Source organism: Pseudomonas sp. yb_2, assembly GCF_043103905.1.
GTDB lineage: Bacteria > Pseudomonadota > Gammaproteobacteria > Pseudomonadales > Pseudomonadaceae > Aquipseudomonas > Aquipseudomonas alloputida.
Genome location: NZ_JBICKH010000090.1, coordinates 28,558 through 52,634, shown reverse-complemented (window position 1 = coordinate 52,634; position 24,077 = coordinate 28,558). Strand labels below are relative to the sequence as shown.

Below are 24,077 nucleotides of genomic sequence, written 5' to 3'. Positions count from 1 at the left end.
AATAATAATGATGGACACAACTTGCACGCTGGCCCGTTCGGTCCTGGCTGTTTCGCTGGCGTTTGGCCTTGGTTTGCCGGCCTGGGCGCAAGAGGGTGGCTTCTTTGAGGATGCCAAGGGTGGGCTGACATTGCGCAACTACTACTTCAACCGCGATTTCCGCGACCCGGGGGCCGCCAAGGGCAAGGTTGAAGAGTGGGCCCAGGGTTTCATCTTCAAGTTCAGCTCTGGCTACACCCCGGGGCTGATCGGTTTTGGCCTGGATGGTATCGCCCTGTTCGGCGTGAAGCTGGACAGCGGCGGCGGTACAAGCGGCTCAGAACTGTTGCCGGTGCACGATGACGGGCGAGCGGCCGACGACTACGGTCGGGCCGGGCTGGCGGCGAAGCTGCGTATGTCCGCGACCGAGCTGAAGGTGGGGGAGTTGTTGCCGGATATTCCGCTGTTGCGTTACGACGATGGCCGCCTGCTGCCGCAGACCTTCCGTGGTGCCATGCTCGACTCGCGGGAAATCGAAGGCCTGAGCCTGCAGGCCGGCCAGTACCGCGAGGTGAGCCTGCGCCACTCTTCGGACATGCAGGACCTATCTGCCTGGGCCGCGCCCGGGGTCACCTCGGACGGCTTCAACTACGCCGGCGCCGAGTACCGCTTCAACCAGCAGCGAACACTGATCGGCGCCTGGCACTCGCAATTGGAGGACATCTACCAGCAAAGCTACTTCAACCTGCTGCACAGTCAGCGGGTAGGGGAGTGGACGTTGGGGGCCAACCTTGGCTACTTCATCGACCGGGATGACGGACAGGCGCGCATCGGCGACATCCAGAGCCGCACCGGTTACGCTTTGCTGTCAGCTTCGCACAGTGGCCACACGCTGTACCTGGGGTTGCAGAAGGTCAGTGGCGACAGTCAGTGGATGTCGGTTTACGGCAGCAGTGGGCGAACCCTGGGCAACGACATGTTCAACGGTAACTTCAGTAATGCTGACGAGCGTTCGTGGCAAGTGCGTTACGACTACAACTTTGCCGCGCTCGGTGTGCCAGGGCTGCTGGCCATGGTGCGGTACGGGCATGGCGAGAACGCCACCACGGCGGCGGGCAGCAATGGCAAGGAGTGGGAGCGCGATGCCGAGGTGAACTACACCTTCCAGAGCGGGGCTTTGAAGAACCTCAACATCCGGCTGAACAACGCGACCAACCGGCGCAGCTTCAACAGTGATCTCGACCAGACGCGCCTGATCGTCAGCTATCCGCTGACCTTGTAGGGGCGGGTTCACCCGCGAACACCGGCGCAGCCGGTGCCATGTTCCGCGTTGCCTGCTTCGCGGGTGAACCCGCTCCTACAACAGGCCTGCAGCAACCCCTCGGCTTGCGCTAAGATGCCCGCTCATGTCTTTGGAAGTCGCCTGGATGAGCAAACCCGGTCAGATGGTGCTGGTTGCGTTGCGCAAGATGATCGCTTCAGGCGAGTTGGCGGCCGGCGAGCGCTTGATGGAAGTCCCAACCGCTGAACTGTTCGGCGTTTCACGCATGCCGGTGCGCATGGCATTTCGCACCCTCGAACAGGAAGGCCTGCTGGTGCGCTTTGGTGGCCGGGGGTTTCAGGTGCGCTCGGTCAGCGCCGATGACATCGCGGGTGCGGTCGAGGTGCGCGGTGTGCTGGAGGGGTTGGCGGCGCGTCAGGCTGCAGAACGTGGCTTGTCGGTGCAAGCACGCGCTGCGTTGCAACAATGCCTGGTCGACGGCGATCAACTGTTCGACAAGGGCTTTGTGAGCGAAGACGACTTGCAGGTCTATCACGACCTGAACATGCGCTTTCATCAGGTGATCATCGACGCCAGCCACAACCCGGCCATTGCCGTTGCCCTGGCGCGCAACGATCACCTGCCATTCGCCTCGGTCACCGCACTGGCGGTGGACCGCCATGATCTGGCTCGCGAATACCGGCGCTTCAACTTCGCCCATATGCAGCACCACGCCGTGTTCGACGCCCTGGTCAACCGCCAGGGTGCCCGCGCCGAAGCGATCATGCGCGAGCACGCCAATGCCACCTTGCGCTATGCCGAAACCTTTGGCGGGGCTGCGGCAGACGCGGGCATGAAAGTCATCCTGCCCTCGTCGTAAGCCGGGTCAGATGTCCAGCACCAGCAGCGGCGTCTTCGAGCGCGAGCAGCAGGGCGTGAACTGATCGTTCAGGGCCTGTTCCTCTTCGGTGAGAAACAGATCGCGATGGTCCGGTGTGCCCTGCAGCACGCGTGTCAGGCAGGTGCCGCAAATACCCTGCTCGCACGACATGGCGATCTCGATACCGTTCTCTTCAAGCACCTGCACCACGGTCCGGTCAGCTGGCACCTCGAACACTTGTCCCGTGCTGCCCACCTGCACCGAGAAACTGCCACCGTTGCTGGCATCCACCGGTGCTGCGGCGAAGTACTCGCGGTGCAGGTTGGCCTCCTGCCAGCCCAGCCCCTTCGCGCTGTCCAGCACATGCTGCATGAACCCGCCGGGCCCGCATACATACAGGTGCACATCATCTTGCGGGTTGCCCAGCACCTGGGCGATGTCCAGCGCCGTTTCCGGCTGCTCGTCAAAATGCACGAACAGCCGATCAGCGAACGGCGCGCTGCGGATCCGCTCGACAAACGCCGCACGCTCGCTGGAGCGGGCACAGTAGTGCAGCTCGAAGGCCTGGCCGCTGTGGGACAGCTGCTCGGCCATGCACAGGATTGGGGTAATGCCGATACCGCCAGCAAACAGCAAACTGCGCTGCGCACCCTCGGCCAGCGGGAACAGGTTGCGCGGCGCACTGATACGCAGCCGGGCGCCGGCCTGCACCTGCTCGTGCAGGCTACGTGAGCCGCCCCGCGAAGCCGGGTCGTTGAGTACGCCAATCAGATAGCGATGGCGTTCTTCGGGATGGTTGCACAGCGAATACTGGCGCACCAGCCCGTCGGGCAGGTGCACGTCGATATGGGCGCCGGCGCTGAACGCCGGCAGCAGGCTGCCATCTGCCGCGGCCAGCTCGAAGCTGCAGATACCCTGCGCTTCATCGTTACGGGATACCACTACGGCATCGATCATGTCGGCTGTTCCTCAGGCAGGGTTGGCGCTGGTGGCGATCAGTTGCGGCTGCGGCGCACGCTCTTGGGCGATGATCCGCTCCAGCACTTTGCGTGACTGCACGCCGCCGGCGTCGATATTCAGCTTCAGCAAGTTGCGCTCGGGGTGGGCCAGCAGGTTCTGCTGCTGGCGTTCGAGCATTTCCAGGTCTTCGCTGAAAATCTTGCCCTGGCCCTCACGAATGTTGTCGGTCAGGGTCTGGTCGTGCGCAGCGAAGTTGCGCGCCATGCCCCAGAAGTACCAGATAGAGGTATCGCTCTCAGGGGTGATGAAGTCGACCACGATGCTCGACGCCTTATGCTGTGCCTCGGCGTGGTAGCCGCCCTTGCCGGCATGCGCTACACCCACTTCGATCAGCACATGGCTAGGTGGGGTGAAACGGCAGATCTGCCAGCGGTCCACTGGTACATCGTCGGCCAGGCCATTGCCACGCAAGGCCATGCGCCAGAACGGTGGCGCCATGATGTTTTCCATGTGCCGGGCGGTGACCACTTCGTCGCCGGTCACGGTGGTGACCGGCGGTGCCTCGTCGATCTCCTTCTGGCCGATGCTGGAGGCGTGCACATAGGTTTCATGGGTGAGGTCCATGAGGTTGTCGATCATCAGGCGGTAGTCGCAACCGATGTGGAACAGCCCGCCGCCGTAGGCCCACTCATCACTCACCGCCCATTCCAGATGCGGAATCAGCGCCGGGTCGGCCTGCGCCTGGTCACCGGGCCAGACCCAGATGAAGCCATAGCGCTCGACGGCCGCAAAGGTCTTGTTGCAGGGGAAGCCACGCACCCGTTGGCCCGGCATCGACACGGTCTTGCCGTCGCAACCCATCACCAGGCCGTGGTAGCCGCACACCAGGTTGCCGTCCTCGACATAGCCCAACGACAACGGTGCGCCGCGGTGCGGGCAGAAGTCCTCGACGGCGGCTACTTGGTTCTCGCGGGCGCGGTAGAACACGATTTTTTCCCCGCAGATCTGTCGGCCCAGGGGTTTGGTGGCGATCTCATCGGGGGTGCAGGCGACGTACCAGGTGTTTTTGGGGTACATGGGAGGCTCTCCGGGTTTTGTTTTTATTTAATGGATCCATTAAGGCTACGGTCGGCGTGGTAGGTCAATGCATTTTGCTTGGTAAGTGCAGATTCTGTGCGATTATCGGTTTTTAGTGGATCCATTGATGGGGCCCCTCTGCGATTCGAGGGGGCGGCTGCAGCGGCACGTCGTCTGAACAGGAAGGCACCGGCGAGATCGATCAATGCGGCCGGTGCGGGAGCAGGCCTGGCCGAACCTGCTATGCCTAAAGGGACACCCAACCCATCAAGGCCACTCGATGCTAGCCATCGAACAACTCTACAAATCATTCCCCACCCCCCAAGGCCCGCTCCCAATTTTGCAGGGGGTGGACATGCGCCTGGCGCGGGGCAGCAGCCTGGCGCTGATGGGCGAGTCGGGCAGCGGCAAGAGTACTTTGCTGCACCTGGTGGCTGGCCTGGACCGAGCGGACAGTGGCCGTATTCTGATCGACGACGTTCCGCTCGATGGCCGTTCGGAAGCGTCGCTGGCGCAGTGGCGACGGGAGGGGATCGGCCTGGTGTTTCAGCAGTACAACCTGATCAGCAGCCTGGACGTGGGCCTGAACCTTACCTTCCAGGCCCGTCTCGCCGGGCGGCATGACCCGCATTGGGCGGCTTACCTGGCGCAGCGCCTGGGCCTGGCGGACCTGCTCGGGCGTTACCCGGAACAACTGTCTGGCGGCCAGCAGCAGCGCGTCGCGATCGGCCGTGCGCTTGCCGGGCGCCCGGCCTGGCTATTGGCTGACGAACCGACCGGCAGCCTCGATGAAGCCAGCAGTGACGAGGTGCTGAGTTTGTTGCTGCAGTTGGTCGCCGAAGCCGGCAGCGGGGTACTGATGGTGACCCACAGCCCGCGGCTGGCGGCGCGTTTGCAGCACCGTTGCTACCTGCAGGCCGGCCGCTTGCGGCCCGAGCAGGGCTGATGAAGCTTTTGTCGCTGGCCCTGTTGGCGCTGCTCAGCCACTGGCGGCGCCATCGTGTGCAGTGCTTCAGCATCTTCACTGGCCTGTGGCTGGCCACGGCGTTGTGGACCGGCGTGCAGGCGTTGAACAGCCAGGCACGCAGCGACTATGCCCGGGCCAGCGCGGTATTGACCGGGCCGCTGCAGGCGCAACTGATCGCGCGCAATGGCGAGCGCTTCGATCAGGCGTTGTACGTGCAACTGCGCAGGCTGGGCTGGGCTGTTTCGCCGGTGCTGGAAGGGCGCTTGCGCTTGCCGGGCGAGCCCGCACGCAGTGTGCGACTGATCGGCATCGAGCCGTTGAGCCTGCCACCTGCCAGTAGCATTGCCGGGGTGCAGGTGCAGGCATTCGATCTGCAAGCGTTCGTCGGCTCGCCCGGGCAAGCCTGGGTTGGACCAGACACCTTGCGTCAACTGAACACAAGCCCCGGATCGCCGACCCGCGACAGTGAAGGGCAGTTGCTGCCGCCTATGGTTTTGCAGCCTGCGTTGGCACCCGGGGTCATCGTGGTGGACATCGGCCACGCGCAGACGTTGCTGAACGCACCGGGGCAGTTGTCTCGTCTGCTGCTGGCCGATACCCCCGGGCCGTTGCCTGCGGATATCGCCCGCTATCTTGAACTGCAGCCGCGGCAGGACGATGGTGGCTTGCAGCGCCTGACCGACAGTTTCCACCTCAACCTGACCGCGCTCGGCCTGCTGGCGTTCGTCGTCGGCTTGTTCATTGCCCACGCCGCAATCGGTCTGGCGCTGGAGCAGCGCCGTGGGCTGATCCGTAACCTGCGCGCGTGCGGCGTCAGCCTGAAGACCCTGCTGTGCGCCCTGGTGCTGGAGCTGGGCTTGTTCGCGGCACTGGGTGGGCTGGCCGGGGTGGCCAGTGGTTACGCATTGGCCGCGTGGCTGCTGCCCGACGTGGCCGCCAGCCTGCGTGGCCTGTATGGCGCCCAGGTCGCCGGCACGTTGAGCCTGCCGGCGGGCTGGTGGCTGCTGGGTGTGCTGGTGAGTGTCCTCGGTGCATTGCTGGCCGGCTTGGAGAGTGTAATGCGCGCTGCCCGGTTGCCTTTGCTGGCGCTGGCGCAACCCCAGGCCTGGCGACTGGCGCAGGGGCCATGGTTGCAACGGCAGGCTTTGCTAGCGGGCCTGCTGCTGTTGCTGGCCTTGGGCTGTGGTGTCTTCGGGGCTGGCTTGCTTAGCGCGTTCGCCATGCTGGCAGGGTTGCTGCTGGCGGCGGCGCTGCTGTTGCCGGCCTTGCTCGATCAGGTACTGGCCTGGCTGGCGCGTCGTTGCCACCGGCCATTGGCGCAATGGTTCGTGGCTGACAGCCGCCAGCAGCTGCCAGCCCTGAGCCTGGCGTTGGTCGCCCTTTTGCTGGCCCTGGCTGCCAGTGTTGGCGTGGGCAGCATGACCGAGGGTTTTCGCAAGACGTTTGTCGGTTGGCTTGACCTGCGCCTCTCCGCCGACCTGTATGTCACCCCGCGGGACACGGCCCAAGGCTTGCAGATAGTCGAGTGGCTCAAGCAGCAGCCCGGGGCCAGCGTGGTCATGCCCGGCTGGCGCGCAGACATGCAGCTGCAAGGTTGGCCGGTGCAAGTGCAGGGCATTGTCGATCACCCTGCCTATCGTACGCGCTGGCCATTGCTGGAACAGCATTCGCGCGCCTGGCAGCAACTGGCCAGCGGACAAGCCGTGATGCTCAGTGAGCAGTTGGCCAGGCGATTGAACCTGCAACTGGGTGACAGCCTGAAGCTGCCCGCAGGCACGCCAGCCATGCCCGTGGTGGGGATCTATGCCGATTACGGCAACCCCAAGGGGCATGTACTGGTCAATGCCGGCTGGTTGCGCGCCCACTGGCCACAGGCAACCCTGGCCGGCTTGAGTGTCGACCTGAACGCTGAAGGGGTGGCATCGCTCAAGGCCGCGCTGCAACAGCACTTTGCCCTGGATGACAGCCGGGTGGTCGAGCAGGCGCGCCTGAAACGCTGGTCGACCGACGTCTTCAACCGCACCTTTGCCGCCACCGCAGCTCTCAACAGCCTTACCCTTGGCGTGGCCGGTGTGGCGTTGTTCATCAACCTGCTGACCCTGGGCCAGGCGCGGCTGGGCCAGTTGGCACCGCTGTGGGCGCTGGGGGTGCGGCGCATGCAACTGGTCTGGCTGAGCCTGGGGCAGACACTCATGCTCAGCGGCTTCACCGTACTGCTGGCGATTCCGCTTGGGCTGTTGCTGGCCTGGTGCCTGGTCGCGGTGGTGAACGTGCAGGCCTTCGGCTGGCGTTTACCGCTGTATGTGTTCCCCATGCAACTGCTGCAGTTGACCGTGCTGGGCATGCTCACCAGCCTGCTGGCCTGCGCCTGGCCGCTGTGGCAGCTGGCGCGCCGCCCGCCGCGCGAACTGTTGAGACCGTTGTCCGATGAAGCTTAGTGCGTGGCTGTTGCTGAGCGGGTTGTTGTTGTGCGGCTGTGATCAGCCTGCACCGCAAAGCTATGCCGGGCTCGGGCAGCAGGCTGGCGAGTTCAGCCAGGTGACCCGCGATCATCGTCTGGTCTTCCCGCATGACCACGGTCCCCACGATGGCTTTCGTATCGAGTGGTGGTATGTCACCGCCAACCTCAAGGACGCCCAGGGCCGTGACTGGGGCGCCCAGTGGACACTGTTCCGCTCGGCCTTGCGCCCCGGTCCGGAGACCAGCGGCTGGAACAGCCCGAACCTGTGGATGGGGCATGCAGCACTGACCGCGCCGGGTGGCCATCAGGCTGCTGAAACCCTGGCGCGGGGGGGGATCGGCCAGGCCGGCGTGCAGGCCCAGCCGTTTCGCGCATGGATCAATGACTGGGTGTTGCAGGGCCAGGGCGGTATCGAACAGCTACAGATGGTCGCAAGTGGCGATGGTTTTCGCTATGACCTGCAGTTGCACAGCGATCTTCCCTTGGTGCTGCATGGTGAGCAGGGCTACAGCGAAAAATCTGGCAAGGGCCAGGCTTCGTACTATTACAGCCAGCCGTTCTACCAGGTCCAGGGGCAGGTCCAGCGTGGCAGCTTGTGCATCGCGGTTACCGGGCAGGCCTGGCTGGACCGGGAATGGAGCAGCCAGCCGCTGGCCCCCGGGCAGACCGGCTGGGACTGGTTTTCCCTGCACCTGGACAGTGGCGCCAAGCTGATGCTGTTCCAGGTACGGGAAGCCCACGGGGAACCCTATCGCGCCGGGACCTGGGTAGGGCCACAAGGTGACGTGGTGGCACTGGACGCCGCACAGATCCAGCTGCAGGCCCTGGCCTGGTCTGCGCAGAAAAACGGCAAGCAGGTACCGACGCGCTGGCGGGTGCAAGTGCCGGAGCATGGGGTGGATGTGCAGGTCGATGCCGTTGAGCCGCAGGCGTGGATGCAGACACGGTTCCCGTACTGGGAAGGGCCGGTACGCTTGAAGGGGAGTGCGGGCGGGCGCGGGTATCTGGAGATGACCGGCTACTAGTGCAACAACGTTTGAGCAAGACAGTTGTTCCCATAAAGGTCGCGCCAGACCCTTCAATCCTTGATCAGCCCTCGCAGCACTGCCCGCGCTTCTTCAGTACGCAAGCACTCGATGAACAACTGGCTTTCCCGCGCCACCGTGGCCTCCAGCTCTGCCCGCTGGCTGTCCTTGAGCAGCCGCTTGCTGATACGCAGTGCCGCCTGCGGGTAGCCTTGCAGCTGCCGCGCCAGCGTGCGGGCAGCTTCCAGGCATTGTTCGCCGTTTTCATGCAGCTCATTGGCCAGCCCCCAGGCCAGCATCTGTTCGCCATCCAGCAATGCATTGGTCAGCAGCAAGCGTGCCGCCCGGGCCTGGCCAAGCACACGCGGCAGCAGCAGGCTGGAACCAAATTCCGGGCACACACCCAGCGGCGCGAAAGGCATGCGCAGCTTGGTCGAGCGGCTGACCAGCACCTGGTCGCAGTGCAGCAACAGGGTGGCCCCGATGCCGATCGCCGCACCACTGACCGCTGCGATCAGCGGCTTGTCCAGGCCCATGACCACCCGCATTAGGCGGAACACTGGGCTGTCCAGGTCGCTGGGCGGGTTGTCGAGGAAGTCGCGAAGGTCGTTGCCAGCGCTGAAGCAGTGCGGCCCACCGGTGATGATGATGGCATCGACAGCGGGGTCTTCACCTGCCGCCAGCAACAGGTCACCCAGCAGCTGGTACATGGCAGTGTTCAGGGCATTGAGCTTGTCGGGGCGGTTGAAGGCCAGGGTCAGCAGGCCTTGGTCCAGCTCGCGTGTGATCAGGTCGTTCATGGCAGCCGCTTTTGTTGTTGTGAGAGGGCCCTGCCGGGCAGTGGCGCTTAGGGTTTATCACGCAGTCCGGCTTGTTGTACAGTCGTTCAGTCCAGCCCCTAACCAGAGACCCACCGATGACTCAGGAAGCCCGCTACCACCGCATGCTGCCGGAATTGCGCAAAGCCAACCTGGTCGAGGCGACCCTGGTGTGCCTCAAACGCCATGGTTTCCAGGGGGCGTCGATCCGCAAGATTTCGGCCGAGGCCGGGGTCTCGGTCGGGCTGATCAGCCACCATTACGCGGGCAAGGACGAACTGGTGGCAGAGGCTTACATGGCCGTCACCGGTCGGGTGATGGGCCTGTTGCGTGAGGCCATGGCCCAGGCCGCGCCCAATGCCCGCGAGCGGCTGTCCGCGTTCTTTCGTGCCTCGTTCTGCGCCGAGCTGCTCGACCCGCAATTGCTCGATGCCTGGCTGGCTTTCTGGGGGGCGGTGAAGACCGCCGACGCGATCAACCAGGTGCACGACCACTCCTACGGCGAGTACCGCAACGAACTTGGCCAGCTACTGGCCAGGCTGGCCGAGGAGGAGGGCTGGCAGGGCTTCGATGCCGACCTGGCGGCCATCAGCCTGAGCGCCTTGCTCGACGGCCTGTGGCTGGAGTCGGGCCTGAACCCCGGCACCTTCACCCCCGAGCAGGGCGTGATCATCTGCGAGGCCTGGGTCGACGGCCTGCAGGCCGGTGGCCGCAGGCGCTTCAGCCTGTCCGAGGGCTGTTGATCGCCTGTTCAGTAACGAGTACGCTGCTGTCGCGAGTGTGTAGAACAACACCAATAAAAAGAGACAACACGCAATGACGCCTCGGGTATTGATCGTCGATGACGATCCGCTTGTTCGTGACTTGCTGCAGGCCTACCTGTCCCGGGAAGGCTACGACGTACACTGCGCCGACACCGCCGAAAGGGCCGAAGCCCTGCTTGGCAGCCAGGACGTCGACCTCGTGCTGCTGGACATCCGCCTGCCCGGCAAGGACGGCCTCACCCTGACCCGCGAACTGCGGGTGCGCTCGGAGGTTGGCATCATCCTCATCACCGGGCGCAATGACGATATCGACCGCATCGTTGGCCTGGAATGCGGCGCAGATGACTACGTGATCAAACCGCTCAACCCCCGCGAGCTGGTGTCCCGGGCGAAAAACCTGATCCGCCGCGTGCGCCATGCCCGCGAGGCGCACCCCGCCCCAGCCTGCGCGCAATCGCTGAAGCAGTTCGCCGACTGGGCACTGGATACCGACCGCCGGCGCCTGATCGACGCCTGTGGCGGGCAAACCCTGCTGACTCATGGCGAGTTCCAGTTGCTCAGTGTGTTCCTGCGCAACAGCGGCCACACCCTCAGCCGCGACCAGTTGATGGACCAGATTCGCAACCGCGAGTGGGTGCCCAACGACCGCTCCATCGACGTGCTGGTCGGCCGCCTGCGGCGCAAGCTGCATGACGACCCGGCCGAACCGCAGTTGATCATCACCATTCACGGCACCGGCTACCTGTTCACCGCCAGCGTGGCAGCATGATTCCTCGCGCCTGGCAGTTGGCGCTGGCCTTGACGTTGCCCACCCTGCACGCCAGTGCCAGTGAGCCGGTGCGCTACTGCGACTACCCGGTGTACCCGCCCATTTCCTGGAGCGACGGCCATCAGGTGCGCGGCCTGGCCCCCACCGTGGTGCGCGAACTGTTCGCGCGCATGGGCTACGAGGTGCAAACCGTGGTGCTGGGCAACTGGAAGCGCTGCCTGATGGATGCCGCCGCCGGGCGGGTGGACGTGGTCCTGGCCTACAACAGCGACCAACGTGACCAGCGTATGCGTTTTTCCACGGAGCCGGTGATGCGCGAGGAAGTGGCCGTGTTCTACAACCGCAAGCGACCGGTGCAGTTCCAGCAGCTGGAGGACCTGGCGGGTTACCGCGGCGGCCTGCTGTACGGTGAAAGCTATGGCGCCGAGTTCGACCGCTTCGTCGCCCGCCACCAGAACATCGAGCGGGTATCGTCCAGCCAGCAGAATTTCGGCAAGCTGATCCGCGGGCGCATCGACTATGTGATTCAGGAGCGGCGCACCGGGCTGCTGTTCATCGAACACCTGCCCGGGGCGCAGGATATTCGCGCATTGCCCACGGCACTGAGCGTGGACTACCTGCGGGTGGCGGTATCGCGACAGTCACCCTTGAGCCAGCACATGGCTGAAATCGACGCGCAGTTGCAGCGGATGAACCAGGCGGGCGAGATCGCGCGTTGGCTTGAGCAAAGTGAGGTCACTTACCGCGACATGATCAACCTGCCGGCAGATGCCCGATGATTCGCCTGCACACCGATGGCCTGCTGCGCCGCCTGCTGCGGTTCATCCTGTTGTTCAGCCTGTGCTTTACCGTACTGGCCAGTAGCGTGCAGCTGTATTTCGAATACCGCCGCGAGATGCGCGACATCGACGCGCGCATGGCGTTGATCCGTGCAGGCTACCTCGCCAGCCTGGAGCGCAGCCTGTGGGACTTGGACGAGGCGCAGCTGGATACGCAATTGCGCGGCCTGGTGGATTTTTCCGACGTGGCCCGGGTGCGCTTGGTTAGCGATGATTTTCAACTGCTGCGAGGAGAGGCCGAACCCAAGGGGCCGCTGCGCATCGAGCGCTTCCCCCTGGATTATCAGCCCCCCTCGGGCCCCGCCAGGCACCTGGGTGAGCTTGAAGTGAGTATCGACTTGGGTGCGGTGCACCATCGGTTGTATGCCACCGGCCTTGCCAGCCTGCTGTGGATGGGCGTGTTCCTGTGTGGGCTGGCAGTGGCGCTGTCGGGGCTGTTCTATCGCCTGGTCACCCGCCATCTGCAAGTGATGGCCGAGTTCGCCCGCCGCATTGGCGCCGGCCAGTGGCAGGAGCCGTTGCGCCTTGGCCGCCGCCGATCATCGCGCCCCGACGAAATCGACACGGTGGCCAATGCCCTGGACGATATGCGTCGCGCCATCCTCAGCGATATCGAGCGCCGTGAGCGTGACCGCCTGGAACTACAGGACAAACGCGACGAATTGCAGGCCATGGTCGAGCGGCGTACGGCCAGCCTGGCTCGGGCCAAGGACGAGGCCGAGGCTGCCAACCTGGCCAAGTCGCGCTTTTTGGCGACCATGAGCCATGAATTGCGTACGCCGCTCAACGGTATTCTGGGCATGGCCGAACTGCTGCGCGGCGGGCGCCTGGAGGTCGCCGACCGCCAACGTGTCGAGGCCTTGTACAAGGCCGGCGAGGGGCTGTTGGCGATTCTCAACGAAGTGCTGTATTTCGCCCGGCTCGAAGAAGGCGAGAGCCGCGCCGAACGGGTGGTGTTTTCCTTGCGTCAGTTGTGCCAGGAAGTGCTGGCGTTGCTCGAACCCATGGCCATGGAGAATGCCGACACCCTGCAACTGCAGGTCGATGAGCAACTGGCCGCGTACCAGTACGGCGCAGAGCAGTACCTGCGACAGGTGCTGAGCAATCTGCTGGCCAACGCCATCAAGTTCACTGAGCACGGCCAGGTACAGCTGACGGTACAGGTGCTTGCCAATAACGAGTGCTCGCAGCGCTTGCGGCTGTCGGTCCGTGACAATGGTATCGGTATCGAGCCCGCCGTTCAGGCGAAGATCTTCGACCGTTTCGTCCAGGCCAGCGAAGCTGTGACCCAGCGCTATGGCGGCACTGGCCTGGGCCTGGCGATCTGCAAGCACCTGGTGGAAAAACTGGGCGGTAGCATCGGCCTTGAGAGCGTTCAAGGGCAGGGCAGCTGCTTTTGGTTCGAGCTCGACATGGCTCGCGGGCAGCCTGTCTCAGCGGGGTCACCAGCTCCTTCGCCCTTGCCCAGCCTGGATATCCTGGTGGTCGAAGACGTTGCCCTGAACCGTGAGGTTGCTGGTGGCCTGCTGATGCGCGACGGTCACCGGGTAAGCTTTGCCGAAGACGCCAGCCAAGCCCTGCAGGCATGCGCGCAGCGGCGCTTCGACCTGGTTCTGCTGGACGTGCACTTGCCGGGCATGAGCGGGGTGGCGTTGTGCCGACAGCTGCGTAGCTCGCGGGGGCCGAACCGCCACAGTCGGATCCTGGCGCTGACGGCCGGCGTGCAACCGGGCCAGGTCGCGGGTTATCTGGACGCTGGTATGCAGGGCGTACTGGCCAAGCCGTTGCGGCTGGACAGCCTGCGCAAGGCGTTGGCTGACGTAGCGCCCGGTGAAGTGGCCAGCGCTGGCGCAGACATGGACTGGTCATTGCTCGACACCCACCGTTCACTGCTGGGGGAGCAGAAGTTGCAAGGCCTGCTGAAGGTCCTGCGCCAGTCACTGCAGCAGCACGCCACGGCGCTGGCCGAGGCGCTGCCAGCCCAGGACTTCACCGAAGTGCTGCACCTGGCCCACCGCCTGGCTGGCAGTTGCGATTCCCTGGGGTTTACCGGGCTGGCGACGGTGTTGCGTGGTCTGGAGGAGGCGGCCCGGCAGCATGACGTACAGGCCATGCAAGCCCTCGGCGAGCCGTTGGCCACCCAGCTAGGTCAGGCCAGTGCCACGCTGGAACAGCTGATTCAGAGCTGACGTACAAAAAGCTTACGACTTTTTACATCTTCGATCCGTTCGTATAACGGCGCCTTACATCCGTTTCCAATAATCCATGGCAACCGTGTTGCACACGGTCCATGAGGCTTATTGGAGACAAGAATAATGACATGCCGTAGCGCTCAGCCCCTCATTCGAACCCTCCCACGCACCGGCCGCAATGGCGAGGTGTGCCATGACTGACAGCGTTGAAAAAATCCAGCTCACCCGCGCCCTGAAAAGCCGGCACATCTTCATGCTGTCGCTGGGTGGGGTTATTGGAACCGGCCTGTTCATGGGCTCGGGCGTAACCATCAATCAGGGCGGGCCGGTGGGCGCGATCCTGGCTTACCTGGTCGCAGGCTTGCTGATGTACCTGGTGATGGTCTGCCTGGGCGAGCTGTCGGTGCAGATGCCGGTGTCCGGTTCGTTTCAGGCCCACGCCACCAAATACATTGGCCCGGCCACCGGGTTCATGATCGGCTGGGTGTACTGGATGAGCTGGGCCACCACCGTAGGCCTGGAGTTCACCGCTGCCGGCATGTTGATGACCCGCTGGTTCCCGGAGGTGCCGATCTGGTACTGGTCGGCGCTGTTCGTGGTGGTGCTGTTCGGGCTCAACGCCCTGGCCACGCGTGCCTTTGGCGAGGCCGAGTACTGGTTCTCGGGCATCAAGGTGGCAACCATCCTCGGCTTCATCGTCATTGGCCTGCTGGTGATTTTCGGTGCCATCCCCCTGAGCAGCGGGGCACCCGCACCGATGCTGAACAACCTGGTGGGCGAGTCGCTGTTCCCCCATGGCCTGTCGGCAGTGTTCGCGGTGATGATGACCGTGGTGTATGCCTTCCAGGGCTGCGAAATCATGGGGGTGGCTGCCGGTGAGACCGAGCACCCGGAAAAGAGCATCTCGCGGGCGGTGCGCAATGTGGTGTTCCGCGTGCTGATCTTCTATGTGCTGGCGATTGCCGTGCTGTCGGCCATTGTGCCGCACGAGCAGGCCGGGCTGATGGAAAGCCCGTTCGTGCAGGTGTTCGACATGGTCGGCATCCCTTACGCCGCCGACTTGATGAACTTCGTCATCCTCACGGCCATCCTCTCGGTGGGCAACTCCGGGTTGTATGCCTCCACGCGTATCCTCTGGGCCATGTCCAAGACTGGCATGGCACCGAAAAGCCTGTCGCCGCTGAGCAAGCGTGGCGTGCCGCTGCGGGCGCTGAGCATCACCCTGTGCTTTGCGCTGATCTCGCTGATGACCAGCTTCGTCGCGGCTGACACGCTGTTCATGGTGCTGATGGCGGTGAGCGGCATGTCCGGCACCGTGACCTGGATCGTCATCGCCCTGGCGCAGTACCGTTTCCGCAAGGCCTGGCTGCGTGACGGCGGGCAACTGCAGGACCTGAAGTACAAGGCGCCGCTGTACCCACTGGTGCCGCTGCTGTGCATCACCCTGTGCAGTTCGCTGTTCGTGTTCCTGGCGCTGGATGAAACCCAACGGCCGTCGCTGTACTGGGGCTTTGGCTTCATTGCCCTGTGCTATGCGGCGTACTTCTTCGTCAACCGCCGTCGGCAGGGGGCCTTCGCACCCAGCACACCAGGGGTTTGACGCCGCAGCTCGTCGTCGGCAGGTGTTGGTCGCTGCATTTTCAGCGCCTGTGAGGTCGAGCGCCGCCTACGCGGTGCGCGATCTCACAGGCCATAAAGCCGTCATGACGAACGCCCTTGTGTAACGCCAGACACCGAGTTGTGCGAAGTTGTAACAGCCCATCCCGCCTTGCTGAACACTCGTTTAGTATCCCCCTCATCAAGTCCTCCAACACCATCACAACAACACCGAGGCCCCCCATGACCACCCCGTCGTCGTCACTGTTGAGCAAGGTCGAAGCCGGCGTTGCCTGGATCACCCTCAACCGCCCCGAGCAGCGCAACGCGCTGGACATTCCCACCCTCAAGCAACTGCACGCCTTGCTCGACAGCCATGCCGACGACCCCGCCCTACGCGTGGTGGTGCTGACCGGTAGCGGCCGCAGCTTCTGCGCTGGCGCCGACCTGGCCGAATGGGCTGCCGCCGAAGCTGCCGGCACCCTGGAAAGCTATGGCTGGACCGAAACTGCCCATGCCCTGATGCTGCGCCTGCACAGCCTCGACAAACCCACCATCGCCGCCATCAACGGCACCGCCGTGGGCGGTGGCATGGACCTCAGCCTGTGCTGCGACCTGCGCATCGCCGCCGCCTCGGCGCGCTTCAAGGCCGGCTACACCAGCATGGGCTACAGCCCCGATGCCGGCGCCAGCTGGCACCTGCCACGGCTGATCGGCAGCGAGCAGGCCAAGCGCCTGCTGTTCCTCGACGAGTTGTGGGGCGCCGATCGCGCCCTGGCCGCCGGGTTGGTCAGCGAAGTCTGCGCCGACGAGCAGTTGCCTGCCGTTGCCGCCGAACTGGCCGGGCGCCTGGCCAACGGCCCGACCTTCGCCTATGCGCAGACCAAGCGGCTGATACGCGACGGCGCCCGGCGCACCCTGGCCGAGCAGCTGGAGGCCGAGCGCCACGCCGGCCTGCTGTGTGGCCGCAGCCAGGATGGCGCCGAGGCCCTGCAAGCCTCGGTGGAACGTCGCACCCCCCGTTTTACCGGCCAGTAATCCGATACCCGACCCTCATCAGGACCTTCGCAGATGAATTTCCAACTGACCCAAGAACAAGAAATGTTGGTGGAAGCGGTACGCAGCTTTGTTGCCAAGGAGCTGCTGCCCCATGAGGAAGCGGTGGACCGCGCCGACGCCGTGTCACCCGAACTGGCCGCGCAGATCCGTGGCAAGGCCATCGCTGCCGGGTTCTATGCCTTCAACATGCCCGAGGAAGTGGGAGGGGGCGGCCTGGACTACCTGTCCCAGGCGCTGATCGAACGTGAGCTGTCCAAGGTGTCCTGGGCGCTGCATGTCTTCGTTGCACGGCCGTCGAAAATCCTCATGGCCTGCAAGGACGAACAGATCAACGACTACCTGCTGCCGTGCGTGCAGGGCGAGAAGGTCGACTGCTTCGCCCTCACCGAACCGGGCGCCGGCTCTGATGCCAACGCCATCAAGACCCGCGCCGTGCGCCAGGGCGATGACTTTGTCATCAACGGCAGCAAGCACTTCATCAGCCACGCCGGCCACGCCGATTTCGCCATTGTCTTCGCTGTCACCGACACCTACGAGCACAACGGGCGCAAGCGCAATGCGGTCACCGCCTTGCTGGTCGACCGGGGTACGCCGGGCATGACCATCCGCCGTGGTCCCAAGTGCGTGAGCAACCGTGGTTATCACACCTACGAGCTGTTCTTCGACGACTGCCGGGTGCCGGCCAGCAAGGTGCTGGGCGAAGTGGGCAAGGGCTGGGAAGTGGCCAACGCCTGGCTTACCGCCGGCCGGGTGATGGTCGCCGCCAACTGCGTGGGCCAGGCCCAGCGCGCCCTCGACCTGTCGCTGCAATGGGCCGCCGACCGCAAGCAGTTCGGCCAGGCCATCGGCAGCTATCAGGGGGTGTCGTTCAAGCTGGCCGATATGGCCACGCAGATCCGCGCGGCCGAGATGCTCACCCTGCACACCGCCTGGAAGATGGACCAGGGCAACATGACCGACGGTGAGGCCGGCATGGCCAAGCTGTTTGCCAGCGAGGTGCTGGGCAAGGTCGCCGACGAAGCGGTGCAGATCTTCGGTGGCATGGGCCTGATGGATGAAGGGCCGGTTGAGCGCATCTGGCGCAACGCGCGTATCGAGCGCATCTGGGAGGGCACTTCGGAAATCCAGCGGCATATCATCGCCCGCGAACTGCTGCGCCCGCTGCTGCGCTGAGCGCCAGGAGAACACTCATGTCGCAATCGATTCGTGACAACCTCAAGCGCCTGCTGGCGCCCCGGCACCTGGCCTTCGTTGGCGGGCGCAGCATGGCGCGGGCGCTCAAGCGCTGCGCCGAAGGCGGCTTTGCCGGTGAGCTGTGGCTGGTCAACCCGCAGCATGAAAGCCTCGAAGGCATCCCCTGCGTGGCCCGGGTGGCCGACTTGCCCTACGCCCCGGACGCGGTGTTCATCGCCACCAACCGTGAGCTGACCCTGCAGTGCGTTGCCGAGCTGGCTGCACGTGGTGCCGGTGGCGCCATCTGCTATGCCTCGGGCTTTGCCGAAAGCGGTGAGGAGGGCTGCCAGTTGCAGCAACGCCTGCTCGACGTCGCCGGCAACATGGCCTTGCTCGGCCCCAACTGCTATGGCTTGCTCGACTACCTGCACGGTGCCGCCCTGTGGCCGGTGGCGCATGGTGGCCAGCAAGTGGAGAAGGGGGTGGCGATCCTCACGCAAAGTGGCAACTTCGCCTACAACCTGTCCATGAGCGACCGCTCCCTGCCAGTGGCCTACATGGCCTCGGTCGGCAACCAGGCGCAACTGGGTGTGGCCGAGCTGATGGATGTGCTGCTCGACGACCCACGGGTAACCGCCATCGGCCTGCACCTGGAAGGCTTGAAGAACGTGCCGGGCTTTGCCCGCGCCGCTTGCAAGGCGCTGCAGCAGGGCACGCCGATCATTGCATTGAAGACGGGCGTTTCGCAGATCGGCGCTGAACTGGCGCTCAGCCACACCAGCTCGTTGTCCGGCTCCGATGCGTTGTACGACAGCCTGTTCCAGCGCCTGGGCGTGATCCGCGTCAGCGGCCCGGTGAGCTTTGTCGAAACGCTCAAGGCCGCAGCCTGCGGACGCTTGCCGGCAGATGGCGAGCTGATTGCGCTGGCCTGCTCAGGCGGCGATGCCGGCCTGATTGCCGACTACGCCGAACGCAACCAGTTGCAACTGCCGAAGCTCGAGCAAGGGCAGGTGGCGGCACTGGCCGAGGTGTTGCCGGGCTATGCCAACCTGGTCAACCCACTGGACTTCACCACTGCCATCTGGGGCGATGAAGCCGCCCTGCAACGCATGCTCGACAACACCCTGAGCGGCGCCGCGGGCGCGGCGATGCTGGTGCTGGACTACCCGGCGGCGTTTACCGGCGAACGCAAGGAATGCGACCTGCTGCTGGGGCTGTACTGCGATGCCGTTGAACGCCACGGCAAGATCGGCTTCGTCACCTCGGCTTTCCCGGAACTGTTGCCTGCCAGTGCGCGTGAGCGCCTGCATGCGCGGGGCATCGCTGCCCTGCAGGGTGTGGAAGACGGCCTGGCGGCCTGGGGGCGCATCGTCGCTTACCAAAAGAACCGCCAGCGGTTGATGGACCAGGGCGAGGCTGTGCGGGTACCGCTGTGCCCGCAGGCCCTCACGGGCGAAAGCCGACTGTTGGACGAATGGCAATCCAAGCAGGCCCTGCGCGCCTTCGGTCTGCCGGTGCCTGCGGGCGTGCTGAGTACGCCCGAACGCGCCGTGGCAGACGCCGCCCGCGTCGGTTACCCCTTGGTACTGAAGGCGGTCAGCGCGCAGCTGCCGCACAAGACCGAAGCTGGTGCTGTGGCGTTGAACCTGCGCGATGCTCGCGCCCTGGAAGCTGCACTGGTGCAGATGCGCCAGTGCATCGCTGACTACGCCCCGCAGGTTGCGTTTGATCAGGTGCTGCTCGAGCCCATGGCCGAGCCGCCCTTGGCCGAGCTCATAGTGGGCATCAAGCGTGAAAACAACTTTGCCCTGGCCTTGGTGATCGGTGCCGGCGGCGTGCTGGTCGAACTGCTCAAGGACAGTGTCAGCCTGTTGCTGCCCACTACCGACAGCGCCATCCGCGCCGCACTGCTGAACCTGCGCAGTGCCAGCCTGCTGCAAGGCTTCCGTGGCCGTCCGGCCGCCAACCTCGATGCCTTGGTCTCGGCCATCCGCGCAGTCGCCGATTACGCCTGCGAAAACGCCGGGCAGTTGATGGAGCTGGATGTGAACCCATTGATGGTCGGTGCCAACGGTACCACCGCAGTCGACGCGCTGATCCGCCTTGGCCAGGCGCAAGGAGAACGACATGAATGACCTTACCCTGACAGCCGGCCAAGCGCTGGTGCGGTTGTTGGCCAACTACGGCGTGGAGACCGTGTTCGGCATCCCCGGCGTGCACACCCTGGAGCTGTACCGTGGCCTGCCGGGCAGCGGCATTCGCCATGTATTGACCCGCCACGAGCAGGGCGCCGGCTTCATGGCCGACGGCTACGCGCGGGTCAGTGGCAAGCCGGGGGTGTGCTTCGTCATCACCGGCCCAGGCGTGACCAACGTCGCCACCCCCATCGGCCAAGCCTATGCCGACTCGGTGCCGATGCTGGTGATTTCCAGCGTCAACCACACCGCCAGCCTGGGCAAGGGCTGGGGCTGCCTGCATGAAACCCAGGACCAGCGCGCCATGACTGCGCCCATCACGGCGTTTTCTGCGGTGGCCCTGCAGGGCGACGACTTGCCCGAGCTGATCGCGCGCGCCTGGGCAGTGTTCGACAGCGAACGACCGCGCCCGGTGCACATTTCGGTGCCCCTGGACGTGCTGGCGGCATCGGTCAGCCGGGACTGGAGCGGTGAGGTGGTACGCCGTCCCGGGCGTGGCCAGCCGTGCCGCGAAACCCTCGAGCAGGCTGCCCTGAAGCTTGCCGCCGCCCAGCGGCCTATGATCATTGCCGGGGGTGGCGCGTTGCACGCGGCTGAGCAGTTGCAGCAACTCAGTACACGGCTGGCAGCGCCTCTGTTCACCAGCGTGGCCGGCAAGGGCTTGCTGCCACCAGACGCGCCACTCAATGCCGGCGCCAGCCTGTGCGTCGAACCCGGCTGGCAGTTGATCAGCCAGGCTGATGTGGTGCTTGCCGTAGGCACCGAAATGGCCGACACCGACTTCTGGCGCGAGCGCCTGCCGATCCGCGGCGAGCTGCTGCGCGTCGACATCGACCCGCGCAAGTTCAACGATTTCTACCCCTGTGCCATTGCCCTGCAGGGTGATGCCCGGCAAACCTTGGACGGTTTGCTCGAACACCTGCCCGCACTTCAGCGTGACCCGGCCCAGGCCAGCGCGGCGGTGGCCACCCTGCGCCAGGCCATCCGCAATGGGCATGCCCCGTTGCAGGCCACGCACCAGGCCATTCTGGACCGTATCGCCGCCGTACTGCCTGACGATGCCTTCATCAGCAGCGACATGACCCAGCTGGCCTATACCGGCAACTACGCCTTCGCCAGCCGGGCGCCACGTAGCTGGCTGCACCCCACCGGTTACGGCACCCTCGGCTACGGCCTGCCGGCCGGCATTGGTGGCATGTTCGCCAGCGACCATCGCCCCGGCCTGGTACTGGTGGGTGATGGCGGCTTCCTGTACACCGCGCAGGAACTGGCCACTGCCGTCGAGGAGCTGCACCGGCCGCTGGTGGTGTTGCTTTGGAACAATGACGCCCTCGGCCAGATCCGCGACGATATGCTCGGCCTGGATATCGAGCCGGTCGGCGTGCTGCCGCGCAACCCGGATTTCATCGGCCTGGCCCGCGCCTTCGGTTGCACCGTGCACCAGCCACGCGACCTGGACGCGCTGCAGGCTGACCTGGCCAGCGGTTTCGCCATACCCGGCGTGACGTTCATCGAACTCAAACACACCTGCGTCTGTTAAGGCGCGCACTACGACAAGAACACGAGTAATCACCATGCCCTTTCGCCGTACCCTTCTGGCTGCATCCCTGGCACTTCTGATCACCGGACAGGCCCCCCTGTATGCGGCACCACCGTTGTCGATGGACAACGGCACCAACACCCTGACCGTGCAAAACAGCAATGCCTGGGTCGAAGTCAGCGCCAGCGCCCTGCAGCACAACATCCGCACGCTGCAGGCCGAGCTGGCCGGCAAGTCCAAGCTGTGCGCCGTGCTCAAGGCCGATGCCTATGGCCACGGTATCGGCCTGGTAATGCCATCGATCATCGCCCAAGGCGTGCCCTGCGTGGCGGTGGCCAGCAACGAGGAGGCCCGCGTGGTCCGCGCCAGTGGCTTCACCGGGCAACTGGTGCGGGTACGCCTGGCCAGCCTCAGCGAGCTGGAAGATGGCTTGCAGTACGACATGGAAGAGCTGGTGGGCAGCGCGGAATTTGCCCGCCAGGCCGATGCCATCGCCGCGCGCCATGGCAAGACCTTGCGCATTCACATGGCGCTCAACTCCAGCGGCATGAGCCGCAACGGGGTGGAGATGGCCACCTGGTCCGGCCGTGGCGAAGCGCTGCAGATCACCGACCAGAAGCACCTCAAGCTGGTCGCGCTGATGACCCACTTCGCCGTGGAAGACAAGGACGATGTACGCAAGGGCCTGGCGGCATTCAACGAGCAGACCGACTGGTTGATCAAGCACGCCAGGCTGGACCGCAGCAAGCTCACCCTGCACGCCGCCAACTCGTTCGCTACGCTGGAAGTGCCGGAAGCGCGCCTGGACATGGTACGAACGGGTGGCGCGCTGTTCGGCGACACCGTGCCGGCGCGCACCGAGTACAAACGTGCGATGCAGTTCAAATCGCACGTGGCGGCGGTGCACAGCTATCCGGCCGGCAACACCGTGGGCTATGACCGCACCTTCACCCTGGCCCGTGATTCGCGGCTGGCCAACATTACGGTCGGGTACTCCGATGGCTACCGCCGGGTATTCACCAACAAGGGCCATGTGCTGATCAACGGCCACCGTGTGCCGGTCGTGGGCAAGGTGTCGATGAACACGCTGATGGTCGATGTCACCGACTTCCCTGATGTGAAGGGGGGTAACGAAGTGGTGCTGTTCGGCAAGCAGGCCGGGGGCGAAATCACCCAGGCCGAGATGGAAGAAATCAACGGCGCGTTGCTCGCCGATTTGTACACCGTATGGGGCAATTCCAACCCGAAGATACTCGTCGACTGAAATTGCCATTGAAAGGAGATTGCCATGCGCTACGCCAAGCTCACCCAACGCATCGCCGGCGACGGCGCTGCGGCCTGGGACATCCACTACCGCGCCCTGGCGCTGCAGGCTGAGGGCAAGGACATCCTGCTGCTGTCGGTGGGTGACCCGGACTTCGACACTCCCGCGCCTATCGTCGAGGCGGCCATCGATAGCCTGCGCGCTGGCCATACCCATTACGCCGATGTACGCGGCAAGCTGGCGCTGCGCCAGGCCATCGCCAACCGTCACCGGCAGCGCAGCGGCCAGGCGGTGAGCGCCGACCAGGTGACGGTGCTGGCGGGGGCCCAGTGCGCGTTGTACTGCGTGGCCCAGTGCATACTCGACCCAGGCGATGAGGTGATCGTTGCCGAACCGATGTATGTCACCTACGAGGCCGTGTTCGGCGCCTGTGGCGCCAAGGTGGTGCCGGTACCGGTCAAGCCCGAGAATGGCTTTCGCGTGTGCCCGCGTGACGTCGCCGAGCGCATTACCCCGCGCACCCGCGCGCTGGCCCTGAACAGCCCGCACAACCCTTCAGGGGCGAGCCTGCCGCGCGCCACCTGGGAGGCGCTGGCCGAACTGTGCGTTGCCCATGATCTGTGGCTGATCTCTGACGAGGTCTACAGCGAGCTGCTGTATGAAGGCGAGCATGTCAGCCCCGGCAGCCTGCCGGGCATGGCCGAGCGCACTGCAACGTTGAACAGCCTGTCCAAATCGCATGCCATGACCGGCTGGCGCATGGGGTGGGTGGTCGGCTCGACAGCACTGGCCACGCATCTGGAAAACCTCGCCCTGTGCATGCTCTACGGCTTGCCGGACTTCGTCCAGGATGCCGCCGTGGTGGCGCTGGAGCACCCGTTGCCCGAACTGGACGCCATGCGCGAAGCCTACCGCCAGCGGCGCGATCTGGTGTGCGAACAGCTGGCCGGCTGCCCGGGCCTGAAGGCGTTGAAGCCCGATGGTGGCATGTTCGTGATGCTCGACATCCGTGAAACCGGCGTTAGCGCCCAGGCCTTCGCCGACTACCTGTTGGACAGCCAGGGCGTGTCGGTGCTTGCCGGCGAGGCATTCGGCCCTAGCGCTGCCGGGCATATCCGCCTGGGCCTGGTGCTGGGTAACGAGGCGCTGGTCGATGCCTGCCAGCGCATTGCCCGCTGCGCCGGCGAACTGATGCGCGGGCAGACGGATGCGTGAGCACACCGTCCAGCGTATGCGCCGCCCGGGCCAGGAGGAAGGC

19 protein-coding genes are annotated in these 24,077 nt (G+C 64.9%); 16 read left to right on the top strand and 3 right to left on the bottom strand.

The annotated features are described in order from the left end of the window. The first annotated feature begins 7 nt into the window (after positions 1–7). Together ACF8FB_RS25460 and ACF8FB_RS25455 are read left to right on the top strand one after the other, a co-directional pair. Positions 8–1,261, top strand: a complete 1,254-nt coding sequence (locus tag ACF8FB_RS25460) for an OprD family porin (protein WP_020192871.1) — start codon at positions 8–10, stop codon at positions 1,259–1,261. A gap of 145 nt (positions 1,262–1,406) precedes the next feature. Beyond that, a complete protein-coding gene (locus tag ACF8FB_RS25455; RefSeq protein WP_003256147.1) occupies positions 1,407–2,120 on the top strand; it encodes a GntR family transcriptional regulator in 714 nt (237 codons plus the stop codon). A 6-nt stretch (positions 2,121–2,126) separates the two neighbouring features. Here the strand turns inward: ACF8FB_RS25455 and ACF8FB_RS25450 are convergent, their stop codons facing one another. Together ACF8FB_RS25450 and ACF8FB_RS25445 are read right to left on the bottom strand one after the other, a co-directional pair. Beyond that, positions 2,127–3,077 (bottom strand): PDR/VanB family oxidoreductase, encoded by a 951-nt coding sequence (locus tag ACF8FB_RS25450; protein WP_392509496.1) that lies wholly within the window; start codon positions 3,075–3,077, stop codon positions 2,127–2,129. 12 nt (positions 3,078–3,089) lie between these two features. Next, the gene (locus ACF8FB_RS25445) at positions 3,090–4,157 is read right to left on the bottom strand and encodes an aromatic ring-hydroxylating dioxygenase subunit alpha (protein ID WP_010954571.1); all 1,068 of its coding nucleotides are present in this window, start codon (positions 4,155–4,157) and stop codon (positions 3,090–3,092) included. 280 nt (positions 4,158–4,437) lie between these two features. On the opposite strand from ACF8FB_RS25445, the gene ACF8FB_RS25440 reads away from it, so the two are divergent. From ACF8FB_RS25440 to ACF8FB_RS25430, 3 genes are read left to right on the top strand one after another with little or no spacing between them, the layout of a single operon-like run. Next, complete coding sequence (locus tag ACF8FB_RS25440) at positions 4,438–5,103, top strand: ABC transporter ATP-binding protein (protein ID WP_392509495.1); 666 nt, start codon at positions 4,438–4,440, stop codon at positions 5,101–5,103. Continuing rightward, entirely contained in the window at positions 5,103–7,562 is a 2,460-nt protein-coding gene (locus tag ACF8FB_RS25435; RefSeq protein ID WP_392512349.1) for an ABC transporter permease, read from the top strand. The genes ACF8FB_RS25440 and ACF8FB_RS25435 overlap by 1 nt, the downstream gene beginning before the upstream one ends. Beyond that, on the top strand, positions 7,552–8,610 hold the full coding sequence (locus tag ACF8FB_RS25430; protein ID WP_392509493.1) for a lipocalin-like domain-containing protein: 1,059 nt from the start codon (positions 7,552–7,554) through the stop codon (positions 8,608–8,610). The genes ACF8FB_RS25435 and ACF8FB_RS25430 overlap by 11 nt, the downstream gene beginning before the upstream one ends. A gap of 53 nt (positions 8,611–8,663) precedes the next feature. On the opposite strand, the gene ACF8FB_RS25425 is transcribed toward ACF8FB_RS25430, so the two are convergent. Continuing rightward, positions 8,664–9,410: an enoyl-CoA hydratase-related protein gene (locus tag ACF8FB_RS25425; RefSeq protein ID WP_010954567.1), complete on the bottom strand. Its 747-nt coding sequence runs from the start codon at positions 9,408–9,410 to the stop codon at positions 8,664–8,666. A gap of 116 nt (positions 9,411–9,526) precedes the next feature. Between ACF8FB_RS25425 and ACF8FB_RS25420 the strand changes: the two genes are divergently transcribed. From ACF8FB_RS25420 to ACF8FB_RS25370, 11 genes are all read left to right on the top strand, one after another. Then, positions 9,527–10,171: a TetR family transcriptional regulator C-terminal domain-containing protein gene (locus ACF8FB_RS25420; RefSeq protein WP_010954566.1), complete on the top strand. Its 645-nt coding sequence runs from the start codon at positions 9,527–9,529 to the stop codon at positions 10,169–10,171. A 73-nt stretch (positions 10,172–10,244) separates the two neighbouring features. After that, a complete protein-coding gene (locus ACF8FB_RS25415; protein ID WP_010954565.1) occupies positions 10,245–10,961 on the top strand; it encodes a response regulator in 717 nt (238 codons plus the stop codon). Further along, entirely contained in the window at positions 10,958–11,740 is a 783-nt protein-coding gene (locus ACF8FB_RS25410) for an ABC transporter substrate-binding protein (RefSeq protein WP_010954564.1), read from the top strand. Before ACF8FB_RS25415 ends, ACF8FB_RS25410 begins: the two co-directional genes overlap by 4 nt. Next, complete coding sequence (locus ACF8FB_RS25405) at positions 11,737–13,989, top strand: ATP-binding protein (protein WP_392512345.1); 2,253 nt, start codon at positions 11,737–11,739, stop codon at positions 13,987–13,989. Before ACF8FB_RS25410 ends, ACF8FB_RS25405 begins: the two co-directional genes overlap by 4 nt. A 196-nt stretch (positions 13,990–14,185) precedes the next feature. Beyond that, positions 14,186–15,592 (top strand): amino acid permease, encoded by a 1,407-nt coding sequence (locus tag ACF8FB_RS25400; protein ID WP_392512343.1) that lies wholly within the window; start codon positions 14,186–14,188, stop codon positions 15,590–15,592. 239 nt (positions 15,593–15,831) lie between these two features. After that, positions 15,832–16,626, top strand: coding sequence for an enoyl-CoA hydratase/isomerase family protein (locus ACF8FB_RS25395; protein WP_392509491.1), 795 nt, complete (start codon positions 15,832–15,834; stop codon positions 16,624–16,626). A 33-nt stretch (positions 16,627–16,659) separates the two neighbouring features. Further along, a complete protein-coding gene (locus ACF8FB_RS25390; protein WP_010954560.1) occupies positions 16,660–17,820 on the top strand; it encodes an acyl-CoA dehydrogenase family protein in 1,161 nt (386 codons plus the stop codon). 17 nt (positions 17,821–17,837) lie between these two features. Continuing rightward, on the top strand, positions 17,838–19,955 hold the full coding sequence (locus tag ACF8FB_RS25385) for an acetate--CoA ligase family protein (protein ID WP_010954559.1): 2,118 nt from the start codon (positions 17,838–17,840) through the stop codon (positions 19,953–19,955). Next, complete coding sequence (locus tag ACF8FB_RS25380; protein WP_392509490.1) at positions 19,948–21,555, top strand: 5-guanidino-2-oxopentanoate decarboxylase; 1,608 nt, start codon at positions 19,948–19,950, stop codon at positions 21,553–21,555. The genes ACF8FB_RS25385 and ACF8FB_RS25380 overlap by 8 nt, the downstream gene beginning before the upstream one ends. 34 nt (positions 21,556–21,589) lie before the next feature. Beyond that, on the top strand, positions 21,590–22,819 hold the full coding sequence (alr, locus tag ACF8FB_RS25375) for an alanine racemase (RefSeq protein ID WP_010954558.1): 1,230 nt from the start codon (positions 21,590–21,592) through the stop codon (positions 22,817–22,819). Between the two features lie 24 nt (positions 22,820–22,843). Further along, positions 22,844–24,034, top strand: coding sequence for a pyridoxal phosphate-dependent aminotransferase (locus ACF8FB_RS25370; protein WP_350298028.1), 1,191 nt, complete (start codon positions 22,844–22,846; stop codon positions 24,032–24,034). The last annotated feature ends 43 nt before the right edge of the window (positions 24,035–24,077 follow it).

Excerpts from the sequence above, each read along its gene's own strand:
- ACF8FB_RS25460 (WP_020192871.1), top strand. The coding sequence starts at position 8 with ATGATGGACACAACTTGCACGCTGGCCCGTTCGGTCCTGGCTGTTTCG.
- ACF8FB_RS25455 (WP_003256147.1), top strand. The coding sequence starts at position 1,407 with ATGAGCAAACCCGGTCAGATGGTGCTGGTTGCGTTGCGCAAGATGATC.
- ACF8FB_RS25450 (WP_392509496.1), bottom strand. The coding sequence starts at position 3,077 with ATGATCGATGCCGTAGTGGTATCCCGTAACGATGAAGCGCAGGGTATC.
- ACF8FB_RS25445 (WP_010954571.1), bottom strand. The coding sequence starts at position 4,157 with ATGTACCCCAAAAACACCTGGTACGTCGCCTGCACCCCCGATGAGATC.
- ACF8FB_RS25440 (WP_392509495.1), top strand. The coding sequence starts at position 4,438 with ATGCTAGCCATCGAACAACTCTACAAATCATTCCCCACCCCCCAAGGC.
- ACF8FB_RS25435 (WP_392512349.1), top strand. The coding sequence starts at position 5,103 with ATGAAGCTTTTGTCGCTGGCCCTGTTGGCGCTGCTCAGCCACTGGCGG.
- ACF8FB_RS25430 (WP_392509493.1), top strand. The coding sequence starts at position 7,552 with ATGAAGCTTAGTGCGTGGCTGTTGCTGAGCGGGTTGTTGTTGTGCGGC.
- ACF8FB_RS25425 (WP_010954567.1), bottom strand. The coding sequence starts at position 9,410 with ATGAACGACCTGATCACACGCGAGCTGGACCAAGGCCTGCTGACCCTG.
- ACF8FB_RS25420 (WP_010954566.1), top strand. The coding sequence starts at position 9,527 with ATGACTCAGGAAGCCCGCTACCACCGCATGCTGCCGGAATTGCGCAAA.
- ACF8FB_RS25415 (WP_010954565.1), top strand. The coding sequence starts at position 10,245 with ATGACGCCTCGGGTATTGATCGTCGATGACGATCCGCTTGTTCGTGAC.
- ACF8FB_RS25410 (WP_010954564.1), top strand. The coding sequence starts at position 10,958 with ATGATTCCTCGCGCCTGGCAGTTGGCGCTGGCCTTGACGTTGCCCACC.
- ACF8FB_RS25405 (WP_392512345.1), top strand. The coding sequence starts at position 11,737 with ATGATTCGCCTGCACACCGATGGCCTGCTGCGCCGCCTGCTGCGGTTC.
- ACF8FB_RS25400 (WP_392512343.1), top strand. The coding sequence starts at position 14,186 with ATGACTGACAGCGTTGAAAAAATCCAGCTCACCCGCGCCCTGAAAAGC.
- ACF8FB_RS25395 (WP_392509491.1), top strand. The coding sequence starts at position 15,832 with ATGACCACCCCGTCGTCGTCACTGTTGAGCAAGGTCGAAGCCGGCGTT.
- ACF8FB_RS25390 (WP_010954560.1), top strand. The coding sequence starts at position 16,660 with ATGAATTTCCAACTGACCCAAGAACAAGAAATGTTGGTGGAAGCGGTA.
- ACF8FB_RS25385 (WP_010954559.1), top strand. The coding sequence starts at position 17,838 with ATGTCGCAATCGATTCGTGACAACCTCAAGCGCCTGCTGGCGCCCCGG.
- ACF8FB_RS25380 (WP_392509490.1), top strand. The coding sequence starts at position 19,948 with ATGAATGACCTTACCCTGACAGCCGGCCAAGCGCTGGTGCGGTTGTTG.
- alr (WP_010954558.1), top strand. The coding sequence starts at position 21,590 with ATGCCCTTTCGCCGTACCCTTCTGGCTGCATCCCTGGCACTTCTGATC.
- ACF8FB_RS25370 (WP_350298028.1), top strand. The coding sequence starts at position 22,844 with ATGCGCTACGCCAAGCTCACCCAACGCATCGCCGGCGACGGCGCTGCG.